At 47.1% G+C, this 14,193-nt stretch carries 11 protein-coding genes; all 11 read right to left on the bottom strand.

Annotation, left to right across the window (positions count from 1 at the left end):
* Positions 1-92 precede the first annotated feature (92 nt).
* Positions 93-1,658, bottom strand: coding sequence for an ABC transporter substrate-binding protein (locus tag NST38_RS14145; protein WP_076249428.1), 1,566 nt, complete (start codon positions 1,656-1,658; stop codon positions 93-95).
* Positions 1,655-2,866: a M20 metallopeptidase family protein gene (locus NST38_RS14140; protein WP_036608270.1), complete on the bottom strand. Its 1,212-nt coding sequence runs from the start codon at positions 2,864-2,866 to the stop codon at positions 1,655-1,657. Before NST38_RS14140 ends, NST38_RS14145 begins: the two co-directional genes overlap by 4 nt.
* Positions 2,863-3,615 carry a FadR/GntR family transcriptional regulator gene (locus NST38_RS14135; RefSeq protein ID WP_076249429.1) on the bottom strand — a complete coding sequence of 251 codons (753 nt, stop codon included), beginning with the start codon at positions 3,613-3,615 and terminating at the stop codon, positions 2,863-2,865. Before NST38_RS14135 ends, NST38_RS14140 begins: the two co-directional genes overlap by 4 nt.
* 187 nt (positions 3,616-3,802) lie before the next feature.
* Positions 3,803-4,516 carry a glycosyltransferase gene (locus tag NST38_RS14130; RefSeq protein ID WP_076249430.1) on the bottom strand — a complete coding sequence of 238 codons (714 nt, stop codon included), beginning with the start codon at positions 4,514-4,516 and terminating at the stop codon, positions 3,803-3,805.
* 312 nt (positions 4,517-4,828) lie between these two features.
* Entirely contained in the window at positions 4,829-5,926 is a 1,098-nt protein-coding gene (locus tag NST38_RS14125; protein WP_076249431.1) for a Gfo/Idh/MocA family protein, read from the bottom strand.
* Positions 5,927-5,938: 12 nt separating this feature from the next.
* Positions 5,939-6,862, bottom strand: coding sequence for a helix-turn-helix domain-containing protein (locus NST38_RS14120; protein WP_245838080.1), 924 nt, complete (start codon positions 6,860-6,862; stop codon positions 5,939-5,941).
* 24 nt (positions 6,863-6,886) lie between these two features.
* The gene (locus NST38_RS14115; protein ID WP_076249433.1) at positions 6,887-7,891 is read right to left on the bottom strand and encodes a Gfo/Idh/MocA family protein; all 1,005 of its coding nucleotides are present in this window, start codon (positions 7,889-7,891) and stop codon (positions 6,887-6,889) included.
* 244 nt (positions 7,892-8,135) lie between these two features.
* Positions 8,136-10,937 carry an alpha-mannosidase gene (locus NST38_RS14110; RefSeq protein WP_076249434.1) on the bottom strand — a complete coding sequence of 934 codons (2,802 nt, stop codon included), beginning with the start codon at positions 10,935-10,937 and terminating at the stop codon, positions 8,136-8,138.
* An 18-nt stretch (positions 10,938-10,955) separates the two neighbouring features.
* Complete coding sequence (locus NST38_RS14105) at positions 10,956-11,780, bottom strand: carbohydrate ABC transporter permease (protein WP_076249435.1); 825 nt, start codon at positions 11,778-11,780, stop codon at positions 10,956-10,958.
* A 22-nt stretch (positions 11,781-11,802) separates the two neighbouring features.
* A complete protein-coding gene (locus NST38_RS14100; protein WP_036608294.1) occupies positions 11,803-12,669 on the bottom strand; it encodes a carbohydrate ABC transporter permease in 867 nt (288 codons plus the stop codon).
* A gap of 67 nt (positions 12,670-12,736) precedes the next feature.
* Complete coding sequence (locus NST38_RS14095; protein WP_076249436.1) at positions 12,737-14,116, bottom strand: extracellular solute-binding protein; 1,380 nt, start codon at positions 14,114-14,116, stop codon at positions 12,737-12,739.
* Between the last annotated feature and the right edge of the window lie 77 nt (positions 14,117-14,193).

Below are 14,193 nucleotides of genomic sequence, written 5' to 3'. Positions count from 1 at the left end.
CCTCCCTTTTAAAAAAGAACGGCAGGAACATGGTTATCCAGTCCCTGCCGTTCACGGCCTATCTTTTCAATGACCGGTTGTTATACCCGATGTTACTGTGCAACAGGTGTAATCTCGTCAGCATAGAACATCTCGTCACTGCGTGGCGCGAAGTTCACTTTAGCATTTGTTCCGTAGACACCTTCCATTTGGTACAGATATACGGCTGGGCGTTCTTCAGAGAAGATCTGTTGTACTTGCTGATACTCTTTCTCACGAGACGCAGGGTCCATGTTCACCAATGCCGATTGAAGCAGTTTCTCTACTTCAGGATTGTTGTAATCCGACTCGCCTTTTGCTTCTTCCAACATATAACGATTGTAGTTATTCGAAGCATCAAACAAGGAGTTACCAATACCAATCATGAAGATTTCTTTGAATGATTTGGAGCTGTAACGTTCACTGAATGCACTTGCTTCCAGGACATCCAGATTGATTTTGAATCCGGCTTGTTCCAGCATTGCTGCAACAACTTCAGCCTGTTCTTTGTATTGTGCGGAAACGGAGATAGTCATCTCGGCTTCACCTTCCGCATAGCCAGCTTCTTGCAGCAACTGTTTAGCTTTTTCTTGATCATAAAGTGACGTTTTGTACAATGAAGGTTCAGCACCGAAGTTGCCTGGTGTTACGGATGTGCGGGTTACGATACCTGCTCCGCCGGCAATGCTGTCCACGATTCCTTGTTTGTCGATAGCCAGGTCAATGGCTTCACGTACTTTCGGATCAGCCGTGATGCTGCCTTCTGTCTGACGGAAGATCAGTTGAAGTACACGCTGGATTGGCGCTTTGACAATCTTCTTGTCTGCTTCGCCTTCGATCCGGGCAATGTCAGTGGACGGAATGGAAGACGCAACATCCACACCACCAGCAAGCAATTCGGATACACGTGTGGAGGCTTCAGGAATAACGCGGAATACCACTTCATTCCATTTTGGTTCACCGTCGAAGTAGTTCTCGTTTTTCACCAGTTCCACACGATCATCTTTGGTCCATTTACTGAACTTGTAAGGGCCTGTGCCTATCGGTTGTTTCAGGAAAGAATCGAATCCTTTATCCGCAATATATTTTGCTGGCAGAATGCCTGCTCCCATTTTGGACAGACGATTCAGGAGCAACGGATCTGGACCATCCGTGATGATGTCTACGGTATAGTCATCCACCACTTTAACTTCTACGATATTTTTGAAATAACTGTTTTGTTTCAGTGTCTCGTCCTTGGCTACGCGCTCCAGCGTGTATTTTACATCTGCTGAAGTGAATGGATCGCCATTGTGGAAGGTAACACCTTCACGCAGCTTAAATCTCCACGTTGTATCATCGACCTGATCCCATGATGTCGCAAGTCCCGCAACTTTTTTCTGTTCACTGTCATTTTTGATCAGATAATCAAAAACGTTGACCAGAACCGCCTCACTGGAAGTGTTGTTGTTGTTGTGCGGATCGAAACTCTCAATATCTGTTGCTGCAGCAACGGTCAGTGTTGTACTTGCGCTTCCACTGCCCGTTCCTTCTGTTGCGGAACCATCATTCGTGCTTGTCGATTTTCCTCCGCAAGCGCTGAGTACCATTACGACTGCCAGTAACGTGATCCACAAGCCTGTCCATTGTCTTTTTTTCATTGTGATTGCTCCCCCTCAGAAGATGTATTCCGTGCCAAAAATTCAAGTGCTACTGCAGACAACATGCCCACACCATAAGGCATGGCTGTCTCATCGAGATCAAACATGGGATGGTGGAGTGGATAGCGAGTACGTTCCTCATCATTCCCAGATCCTAGTCTGAAAAACACACCCGGAACCTGTTCACAATAAAAAGCGAAATCCTCGCCCCCTGTAGAAGGTTTGATATAAGTCCATCCCTTCTCCGCATTAACCTGATCACAAGTCTCTGTTAGCAGGTCAACCATGCCGAGATCATTCACGACAACAGGGTATCCATCGCCGTAGACAACTTCGCATCCAGCTCCAAAAGAATCGCAGACCCCTTTAACAACCTGCTCGATCAAAGCTGGCATCCGCTCACGAATGGCAGGTGAGAGTGTACGAACCGTACCGATCATCTCCACTTCGGGGGCGATGGCTGTTCCCATATAACCTCCCGTGATTTTGCCAATCGTGACTACTGCCGGTTCAAGTGGATCAACCATCCGACTGACGATATTTTGCAATGCGGTGATGACCTGAGCGGATACCGCGATTGCATCAATACCCTCATGTGGACGAGCTGCGTGACCACCCTTGCCAAACACCTTGATAATCAAGGGATCAGCTGATGCAAACGCAACGCCCTGACTTACACCCAAGGTTCCTGTGTCCTGTCCAGGTGTCATGTGTAATCCTGCGATGGCATCAACCTTTGGATTCTCCAGAACACCGTCCTGGATCATGGCTCTTGCACCTGCAAGTCCCTCTTCTGCTGGCTGGAAAATAAATTTGATGTTGCCTGATTTCGGTCTTCCAAGACCAGTAAGCAGTTGGGCGGCTCCCATCAGGATGGAGGTGTGAGCGTCATGTCCACACAGATGCGCTTTGCCATCCACTTGCGAGCGGTATTCCACCGCTTTTTGATCCTGGATTGGCAGAGCATCCATGTCTGCGCGCAAGGCAAAGGTTGGTCCATCGGTCTCTCCGCGAAGCAGGCCTGTAACCCCGGTCTGTCCAACATTGCGTGTAACTTCCAACCCCAGGCTTTCCAGATGCTCAGCTACGATAGCGGATGTGCGATGCTCCTCATAACCGATCTCCGGATGCTGATGTAAATCTCTGCGCCAAGCGCTTAACTGGGCTTGTAGTGGCTGAGCCAGCTGTATTAGTTCTGAACGATTCATTTGCTGTCATTCCCTTCATTTTTGTCCGATTCAGAAACCAAACGGGCATAGATTGCATCCGCTGAGAATTCGATATGCCTTTTCATCGTCTCCTTAGACTTGGTGCTATCATGGGCTTTCAATGCTTCAAGAATCTCCATATGTACACCGTGGTTGACGGTACGTATCCGGTCATCATAAGGCATCAGGTCAAGCGCCGGATTAATTTTCGTCCGGATCTGTCTGACGGCTCTCTCGCAGTATGGATTCCCCGAAGCCTTGGCGATGGTCAGATGAAATTTCACATCCAGCGCCCTGAACCATTCCCTTGTGCAGTCTGGCTCTATACTTTGTTCCATGTAACCCTCAAGCAGCTCCAGTTCGCCTGCGGTGATCCGCTCAGCAGCGAGAAAAGCTCCCTCTGGCTCGATGATGGTTCGAAATTCAAACACCTTCAACATCTGTGACCAATCCCGTTTAATTTCTTCTCTCGTGCGCTTATGCGAATTGGCTGTCAGAGGCAGTACAAACGTTCCGCCTTTGGCACCCACCCTTTTCTCTATCAAGCCTTTCTCTTCCAGTGAAGAGAGTGCCTCGCGAACGGTAATGCGGCTTACGTTAAAAATCTCTGCCAGATCTCGCTCGGCTGGAAGCTGTTCTTCACTCATTAATTCTTTCAAAATAATGGCTTCTTCCAGTTGTTCCCTAATGAATTCACTAACCTTTTTGGTGGATACTTTCTCAAAACGAAATGAAAACGTACTGGACATCTAAACACTCCGATCTGTATATGGTCTAGACCTTATACCATTAATATAATTCCGACTAAACTTATATGCAATACTTTTTTTCAAGTAAATTCATATTTTTTTCTGACCACCTCCAAATTTAAGCATTTCGGCACAAAAAAGACGCATCTACACGCAGCAGATGCATCTTCGCTTTCGTTATTCTCCTCTATAACTTCTTATTGGCATAGGGTCTGAAATCCTCTGTAACCGCAAGTTTTTTGCTTCCCTCTAGGTAAAAGCTGTCATCCGCTCTCCAGGTATGACTATTTTTGTTCTGTCTGCGGTGATAGACATAATTGTAAGGAGAGGTCGCGTACGCTTTGAATCCTCTTTTCCTGCATTGTCTCAGGAAGGTCACATCTTCCCCTATTGAACGGTCCGTGAAGCGGACTTTTTTCAAGATCTCTCTTTTGAATAAAATAGTGCCCCCTTGAACAAATTCAACCGGTTTATTTTTTTCAGCAGGAGATCTGACCAACAATGTCTTGGATGCGCCCAAATAGACGAGGCACGAATGTTTACCCACAATATCACTTTTGGTCCGTCTAAGTTCTCTCACCTGCTCTGTTAAATAATACGGCGAATAGTAGTCATCATCATCAAATTTGGCAATCAGCGAAAAGCGTGCCCTTGTCATGCCAGCGTTCAGGCTTTGTCCTAGGGAAATGCTCTCCGGAACTTGATATACATGAACATTGGCAAGATTTCGAACCCGGTTTTGGTATAATGCCAGATTCATACTGTCATGATTCAGGACAATGATCAGTTCTTTGCTTTGATAACGCTGGCGACTGTAATTTTGCAGAATGTTGTCAAAAAATTGCGGTCGATTGGTACACACAACAATGGAAACACCATGACCCGTTTTGTGTTTAGTCAAGACATACCCTCTTTTCAGCTCATTTTTCTCTCATCATATGTGCCGAAATAGAGTATGGTATGGACCAATAGTTAGGGCGTGTCTCAAAACTCGCTGAAGTGCATCTTTTACCGCCTTTTCGCCCCCTGCTGCGTCACTTCCCCTTGACGTGCCCCGGCACGCCTGCGGAAAACTTCCTGGCTTGGAACGAAAATTCGGCAAAATCTGCTTCCTTCGGAGTTTTCAGATACGCCCTAGCATCCAAAACACCAAAAACCCTCTGCCCCAAATAACAGGACAAAGGGTTTTGTAATCTATTGTTTTAAGCCTTTTCTATGCTTCGTTACCGTTATTCAAGTACACGGCCTTGCCTGTGCGAGCAGATTCATAGAGTGCTTCCAAGATCTGAGATACAATCAGTGCTTGTTTCGGTGTGACCACCGGCTCCTGATCGTTCTCAATCGCTTCAATCCACTTTCTCATCTCAACATCCGGTGCGCTCTCGCTCTTACCATCGTAGAAAGCTACCCCGCCTGCACTCAGTTCAATCTCATTGGTGTATAAACGGCTGAATTTCTCACCATTGATGCGCAGTCCGTTCTTCATGTCCGCACCCGCTTCGCTACCGCTCAAGCTACATTTTGCCTCATCCACATCCAGTGAGTTCAGTGCCCAACTGGATTCCAGCATGATCGTTGCCCCATTCTCCATTACAATCATGCCAAAGGCCGAGTCCTCTACGGAGAATTGTTTCGGGTCCCACGGGCCCCAGGCATTGGCCGCATTTTCACGTTGTGAAAGCTCATGATAGGTCGTACCCAGCACAACTTTTGGTTGATAGTTATCCATCATCCAGAGCGTCAGATCAAGTGCGTGCGTACCAATGTCAATCAGCGGACCGCCACCTTGCTTCTCTTCATCCAGGAAAACACCCCATGTTGGTACTGCTCTACGTCTAATCGCATGTGCTTTGGCAAAATAAATATTACCCAAGTCACCCGCTTCGCACACCTTCTTCAAGTACTGACTGTCTTCTCTGAAACGATTGTTATATCCGATGGTAAGTTTTTTGCCGGTACGTTCTGCCGCTTCCAGCATGAGCTGTGCTTCAGCAGATGTCTTCGCCATTGGCTTTTCACACATCACGTGTTTGCCTGCCTCCAGAGCAGCAATAGAAATCTCGGCATGAGAAATATTCGGTGTAAGCACATGCACAATATCCAAAGACTCATCCTTGAGCAATTCCTGATAATCCGTGTAGACTTCGGCTTCAGTAGTGCCATATTTCTGTTTGGCTTCATCCGCACGTTCCTGAACGATATCACAGAAAGCCACCAGTTCAACATTATCTAATTTACTCAGACTCGGCAGATGTTTGCCATTCGCGATTCCACCACAGCCAATAATTCCGATACGATATACTTTACTCATATATATTCACCCTCACTTAAGTATTGGTTGTTTCATTTTACGAAAAGCCGACGGGGTCATCCCCAGACGTTTGCGAAATACAGCATGCAAATAGTTGGCATTATTGAATCCTGAAGCAAGAGCGATCTGTTCAATGGATACGTTACTTTCTTCCAGATTGCGGCACACGGCGCGCAGACGAATATCCTCCAGCACACGGCTGAACGGCATCTCCGGCTGTACTTGGTAGAAAATTCGCTGCAATTGTCTGCTGCTAATATGAAGTTTCTCTGCTACATGTTCCAGCGTGACCACTGTAGGGTGATTCGCCTCCATATATTGCACTGCATACTCATAACGATACACCGACATATCCCGCACAGGGGCTTCCGGTCGATTCCCCCCGGTGTCGTATGCTCGCACGGTTTTGAGTAATATGCTGATAACCAGTTGCTTGATCGACGTATAATAACCTAACAATTTCTGATCACATGCCTCATAGGCTTCCAAAAAACAATGCATCGCCCGATGATAATCATTCACCGGAGTAAGCGGAAGCGTTCTCAGCTTTTCCATCGTTTCCTCGGATTCTGCTGCTTCCCAGGGATCGACATGTTCTCTTGGCTTGTGAACGATATCCACATGAAGACATAGTTCATCCATGTCCTCTTTAGCATCAGCCTCCTGATAATGAACGACACCTGGTCCAGTCAAATAAAGCATACCTTCCGAGAGCGCATGTGTCTGATCATCCAGAATAACTTTACCTTTACCTCTCGGGATAAAATGAAACTCAAACTCCGCATGATTATGGAAATCCACAACTCGGCCCGCTGGAAAAGAAGTCAAATGAAATCGCATCACGCGAATCTCATAATGTCCCCATACCATTAGAATATCCAGTCTCTCCAGGAGATCCTGCCGTTCAAGCATTTTCTCATAAGGATACAGGCTCAAGATTGCACACCTCCTTAATAAAAACTAACCCTTCAACTCTTTCAGAGTAATTCTGCGCCCTTCTTTGGCAGAGAGATTCGCTGCTTCCATCAAACGGGTCAGCTCCATAGCGATCTGCACGTTTTCAGTTGCATCCGTATCATTCTGTATATGTGCAACCCATTGATTGAATGCGCTTTCTCTTTGGTCTGCCAAAGGAAGTTCAGTCCACTCTTGATACTGTCCCTGTACTGCTTTCGTGCGAATCAATAGTTTTTCATCAGGTGTTCCGTACAGAAGCGTACCTTCCGTACCATGAACCTCAATCGTAAATGGAGAATGGCTGTTCACAAAACCGGCTTCAACAACGCCGACTGCTCCAGAATCCGTAAACAAGGTTGCAACGGCATTATCTTCCACTTCTTTACCTGTAATATATCCAAAGTTCGCATTAACCGCTGTTACTTCCTGACCCAGAAACAGTTTGGCGAGATACATTGGATGACAGCCCAGATCAATCAGCGCACCGCCCTGACAATCCTTCAGATCATAGAAGTGTTCAGGCAACCAGTTGGAAATTGCTCCATCATGCGATAAACGCGCTCTAACATAAGTCACTTTACCAAGTAATCCCTGGTTAAGGACATCCTGAATCGTTAACGTATACCCTGCATTCAGTCGAGGTAAGGATACTGTCATCTTGACCTTGTTTGCCTTTACCTCATTAAGGATTCTATTGGATTCCGCCTGTGTCGAAGCAATAACTTTCTCCGTGAAAATGTGTTTACCTGCTTTTGCAGCAGCGGTGATCACTTCTTCATGAATGCGGGTTGGCGCATCTATAATAACGGCATCGATGTCATCCTTGGCCAACATATCTTCGAGTGAAGCATAGAATGGTACGTTTAAACGTTCAGCCGCTTCCTGACCACGCTTGGCATCTTCATCCCATACAGCGGCGATGACTGTATCCTCATGTTCCTGTGCCTGCTTGATGTAATCCCATGCGTGAACATGCCACAAGCTAATTTTTCCAATTCGAATGGTCACTGTTATCTTACCTCCATACTATATAATATTCTGACATTTATCTATAAGTTATCACAGACTTAATCTATTTTTAATAGAAACTCGCGACAATAAATGTATAAAATCACGACATTAATGTTATTAGACATTTATACACTTGCCCAAATCCCTGATATATTTTACATAACGGAGCACACAACAAAAACCTCCTGCCCACGCTACCGTGAACAGGAGGTTTCTATAGTTATGATGTTCAAAAATCAACTCACCGTAACGCATAACCTTGTGTAACAATCTTGTACCCGGATACCGTCTGGCTTTGCCCCTCCAACGTGTCCTTAACCCGTTCCAGCACATCGCTCTCATAGACGGAGGCACATTCGAATCCAGTTTGTACGTTCAATTCAACCGGTTCGGAGTTCAAATTATACCAGCGAGCAATCAAATCTCCAGTTTCCTCTGCGATCTTTAATGCGGAGAATGCCAGTGTCGAACCTTGCGAATTCCACGCTAACCATTGCTTCGACAGAGGTAGTTCAACCTGTTGCCCATCAGCTCCAGCATGACCTTCTTGCTCAAATGTATACGCAAGTGTCCCTAGCTGTACAGTCGTCCACGGAATCGGATACACGTATGCGGATGCACATGCACCTGACTGTGCCGCATCGCCCGCAAATGGAATAATAGCATATTCCACACTCTGAGGTCCCAGACATTGGGCTTCCGGTGTTTCAAACACACCCCAATCTCCCAACTCCGAAGAGGCACGCAGCAGCGTAACTGCAATCGTACTGCCCTCTTCATGCTGTAAAATCTCGTATTCATTCAGCCCTTTGTTTGCAATCATCAAGCCATGATCGCCATCGGTCACATGTACAAATGCCTGCTGATGTTGCGCATTACTCGGATTCACCCATTCTTTGGCCGGTGTATTGGAACGTTTGGCAATTTCAAAGATGGAATCTGCATAATGATCCTCTGTCACCAGTCCGGATGGAAAGAGTGCGCGCAGTCGATGATCCTTGGCCTGATTGTTAAAGTCAGATTTTACCTTGACCATATTACTGCCCGCTTCCAACGTATACGTTGTCGTAATCACCAAGGGAACAGTGTTCTCGACTCGCTGTGCCTTCCGTTCTGTAAAAGGAACCATTTGGCGCTTCTCCAGCTCGAACAGTTCATCTGCTCCAGCAGGAATATCCCAGCGTAATACACTTTGCATAACTGCCCGATACGGAGACTGCTCCACAATCCGCAGGTCCGCCTTCAGATGCTCCGTGTTCAGCGTTGTCTCTCCCTCCGGTTGACGGTAGACATATTCATTGCCGATATCACCGGTATTCTCATATGAATTTAATCCCCTGTATACAGCACCGGAGACCTTATCTTCAATCGTTGCCGTACCATTCTCTTCAACCGTCACCCGCAAATGACCGTTCTCCATCATCATTCCCTGCACCTGGATGAGTTCGCTCGTATCGGGCACTTCAACAATCTCAACATTCTCTGCTTGCTTCTCTACTGGAATGAGAGCATAAGTCTTATATCCCAGCGAAGGTACATCCACCGCCTGGAAAGTCACTCTTAATTTACGAGCCATATAAGGTTGTCGGAAACGATCCTTCGGAAGTTCATAGCCAAAATGTGCACCCAGATCGTTAATTTCTGCCGAATACACTTGTCCATCCGAATCGACCAGCTGATACACTGGTAGTGCATCTTTTTCCACCTTCTGCGCAAGTGCCTGAGGGTTAGGACCTTCCGGTAAAAATGCTTTGTCCACAATCAGATCCATCTCAATGATTCCATTTCGATTCCACCCACTCGTGTTGAACACGGTGAACAGCACCGCTTCCTCTCCCCAAGCCTCAGCAGGTTGCACACGAATGGACTCAGCAATCGCCTGCGCGCTCTGGGAAACCAATTTCTCTGCAAGTTGTCTGCTCTTGGCAAAGCGGGTCACCATCTCACGATGAACCTCATCGACACTGCATCCGCAGATGCTATCATGTGGGTGGTTCTGCATCAGCATCTTCCATGCATGCGTCAATAGATGATGCGGATAATCTTTTACCCCGGCTATATGGGCCATGGCGGCCAGTGGTTCGGCTACTTTTTCAAGCAACGTCTGCCCCTGCTGGTTCAACTGTTTCAGATAAACCCGTGCGGATGCCGTATTCACCAGTGTTCCCCAACCATCCGTGTGCTGACTGCGAAGCTCACCCTCAATGGTCGCCAGATGCTCAGGGACTTCCTTCGTAACCGCCTCAATATAATCGTCAAAATTGGAGTGGATAAATTCCACGTCAGGGTACAACGCAGCTGCTGTGCGTAAAGCCTCTGGCAGATCCATCTGGATCGGCTGATGATCACAACCATTCATGAACAACAGATGGGGAGTCGAGGCAAACTTCTCGGCATCCGCCAGATTTTTATCCCAATAGGCTCGGGCTTTCTCCGAATCAACCGGAACTTCCATCCCATTGCAGTACCAGTTCGCGAACAAAATGCCGAGCACTTCCGAACCATCCGGCGAACGCCAGATCATCTCAGAATAGGGAGATTCATAACTGTCTGCATCAACCACGGCATTATTGAATCCCGTAGGCTTCACCCCACGCCCGAAGATCGCGTTATGAATATCCGCCTGTTGCAGAATCTGCGGTGCCTGTCCCATATTTCCGAACGAGTCTGGGAAGTATCCCGTCTTGGATATCACACCCAAAGGTCGAGCATCACGATGACCGATGAGCAGATTACGCAAGTTGGCCTCACTGCTGGTCAGAAACTCATCCTGTAACACATACCATGGGCCAAAATGAATGCGTCCTTCACGAATATAACGGTCGAGCCTCTCCTGTTGTTCGGGCCGAACCTGCAAATAATCTTCACGAATAATCGTCTGCCCATCCAGATGGAAATAGCGATATTCGGGGTCCTGATCAAGCGTATCCAGAAGTTTATCCATCAGCTCAATGAGCAGTACGTGATGGTGTTCATAAGGCATATACCATTCGCGGTCCCAATGGGTATGCGAGATGAGATGTGCCGTCTTTTTGGTTGTCATGTTGCGTACCTCCTGTCATTAACCTTTGGTTGCTCCGCCCATGCTGAATCCTTTGGACATGTAACGCTGGGAGAAGATATATAACACAACCGAAGGCATCGTATAAAGTAGTGAAAATGCAGCCAATCTGCCGTATTCAACCATACCGTGGCTGCCGAAAAATTGATAAATCGTGACCGATGCCGGAAGTTTCTCCGGTGTCTGGAGCAGGATGTATGGCACGAAGAAGTTGCCCCAACTTCCCGAAAAGGTAAATATCGCTATCGTTGCAATACCTGGCAACATCAGCGGAGCCACGATTCGTCTCAATCCGTTCCATACGGACGCTCCGTCAATCCATGCCGATTCTTCCAGATCAATGGGCACCGAATCCATGAAATTTTTCATCATCCAGATGCCGTAAGGAAGTGAGGATGCGGTCAGGAACAACATCGTGGCGATGATGCTATTTTGCATTTTGAAGAACAGAAACATCTGAAATACCGGAACCATCACGGCAGTAATCGGTAGAGCTGTCATGAACAGAATGGATAACAAGAAGCTTTTTTTGAATCTCATTTCATAACGGGATAAAGGATACGCAGCAAGGACAGATACCAGAACAACCAGTATCGCTTGTCCTCCCGACAGAATCAGGCCTACACCGAATGAACGAAGATTGCTCGAATCCCCGAGTACATCCTTGAAATTTTGAATGGTCCAGGTACTGGGCATTTTGATGCCCTGTTGCGCATTCGGGTCAAATGAAGCCAAAATGATCCAGAGCAGCGGCAATAAAAAACTGAGCCCTAGAAAAACTAGAATCCCGTACTGGATTTTGCGTTGAAGCCCATGTTTGACCATAGGGATCGAACCTCCTTCATGGTTACACTTTCACTTTCATGGATCGCATGTAGAACAGGCTGGCGATAATACCGATGAACAACAGAACCAGAGATATGGCTGTGCCGTATCCAAATTGATAGTTCACAAAGGCCTGGTTATACATGAAGATCGGCAAGGTTTGTGTTGAAGTACCCGGGCCACCACCGGTCATCGTATAGATCAGCGTGAACACGCCCAGTGTCTGTAGGGTAACCAACATCATGTTGGTCACGATGGACCCTTTTACCATTGGAATCGTAATGTGTCTGACAATCTGGAACCCGGTGGCACTGTCAATAATCGCAGCTTCTTCAACTTCCTTCGGGATATCATCCAGTGCCGACTGATAGACCATCATTGAAAAGGCTGTGCCGTGCCAGATATTCGCGATAATGACACTCACCATAGGGAAACTGAACAACCAGGAGACTGGATTCGCTCCAAACCAGCCGAGGATCTGATTCAATGAACCATTGTCACTGAAAAAGGCAACCATACAGAATGCCACAACAATCTCGGGTGTCACCCAACCGGCAATGACGATGATGCCGATGACCCGACGGAACGTCACATTTTTCTCCTTCATTAGAAGAGCCAGAATGAATCCAAGCAATACCTGACCAATCACTGCGGAGAAGATGAGAAAGACCAGCGTACGCCAGACACTAATCCGGAAGTCCGGATCATGGAACATATTAATGAAATTCTGGAATCCGACAAACTCCAAACTCTTGGCTGCCGCCCCAGTCAGAGCCATATTCGTAAAGGCAAAACAGATCGTCAGAATGATGGGAACAATGAAAAACACAAGTAATAACAGTACGGAAGGCATTAGAAACAGAAATGAACCTGGTGCTTTCCTTTTCATAAGTCACTCTCCATTCGAACCGGAAAAAGGGGAGATTGTGCCTCCCCCTCCGAATATATCGATATCCTTATTTCTCTTCGATGCTGTCCGCGCCAAGGGAACGGGATACGTTGTCCTTCAATTGTGTAACTCCCTCTTCCGGCGTCAGCTTGCCAGAGGCAATACTCTCAACAATGCTTTGCAATTGTGCGGATACCGCTGCATATTGATCGTTCGCTGGACGGAAGTGGGCCACATTCAAGAGTTCCTGTGCTTCTTTGGTATAAGGACGATCCGTATAACCGTCAACTTCTGTGGAATCATTACGTGGGCTGAGGCTACCTTCCGCTACTACGCGTGCAGTCGCATTTTCCTTATTCATCAGAAACTCGATAAATTTCCAAGCTGCTTCCTTGTTCTTCGCCTGTGCAGGAACAGACCAAGCCCATCCTCCAGACATCGTAGTTGCTCCAGGTTCTTCCCCGTTTTGTGTTGGGAATGGTGCAAAACCTATTTTTTCTTCAACGTTGGCGATTGGAGCAGTACCGTTCTCGGCCCATGTCGAACCTGCCCAGCTACCATCTACAGCCATCGCCAGTTTGTCTTGCGGGAACTGTTGCTGGAATGCAATACTGCCAGCTTGTCCATTCAGGGCAACCTGCATGGTTGGACCTGTTTTATCCGTGTTAAACACTTGATCTATGAATTTGAAGGAATCCAGCAGCCCCGGGCTGTTCACGACCCATTTCTTGCTGGTGTCGTTATACAGCGTGTCCGCCGTACCATAGAGCAGCATTTCCAGTGTTTGCATGGTGACACCTTCACCGTTTGCTTTGCCCACGATCATATTAAGTGGTGTCACACCCGGCAGTTTTTGCTTGATCGTACGTGCTGCTTCGAGCACTTCTGCCCAGCTTGCAGGTTTGAACGGAACTTCAAGTCCTGCCTGTTGAAACAGTTCCTTGTTGTACCAGATTCCGCGTGTATCCGAGGTAGCCGGAACGCCGTACACTTTGCCGTCTTCTCCGGTAACCCCTGCCTTCAGGTTGTCGATGATGTGTTCTTCCCAATCGGGCCATCCCTGAACCTGTGTATCCAGCGGCTCCAGATATCCCGCAGCAGCATCGGATTTGATGATGGATGTATCTTCAGCAATGACATCCGGTGCCGTATCCGGGGATTTCATTTGCAGAACCATTTTGGACGTATAATCGCCTTCACTTGCCAGTACAGGCGCAATGTTGATTTTGATATCCGGGTTTTCTTTCTCGAATTGATCCACCAAGCCTGATTGGAAGAATTTCGTAAGTGTATCTTCAGATCCTGAAGAACGGAACGATACAGTTACTTCCTTCTTGCCATCACTGGTTGTGCCTGTGCTTGAGCTTCCGCCCGAACAGGCTGTAGTAAGAATGAGCAAGGATGTCATAACTGCTGCTACCGGCATTTTCAATGATATTTTTCTCATGATTCGCTCTCCTCTTGTCGGAATTTAACGAACTCCGAACGTTATGATGTACTCGCAGGTTATCTCTTGCTTCCCTA

Origin of the sequence: Paenibacillus sp. FSL H8-0104, assembly GCF_038050215.1 — a bacterium.
In the GTDB taxonomy this organism is placed as follows: domain Bacteria; phylum Bacillota; class Bacilli; order Paenibacillales; family Paenibacillaceae; genus Paenibacillus; species Paenibacillus amylolyticus.
Note: the sequence above shows the minus strand (reverse complement) of the source record. Positions and strands in the feature narration are given on the sequence as shown.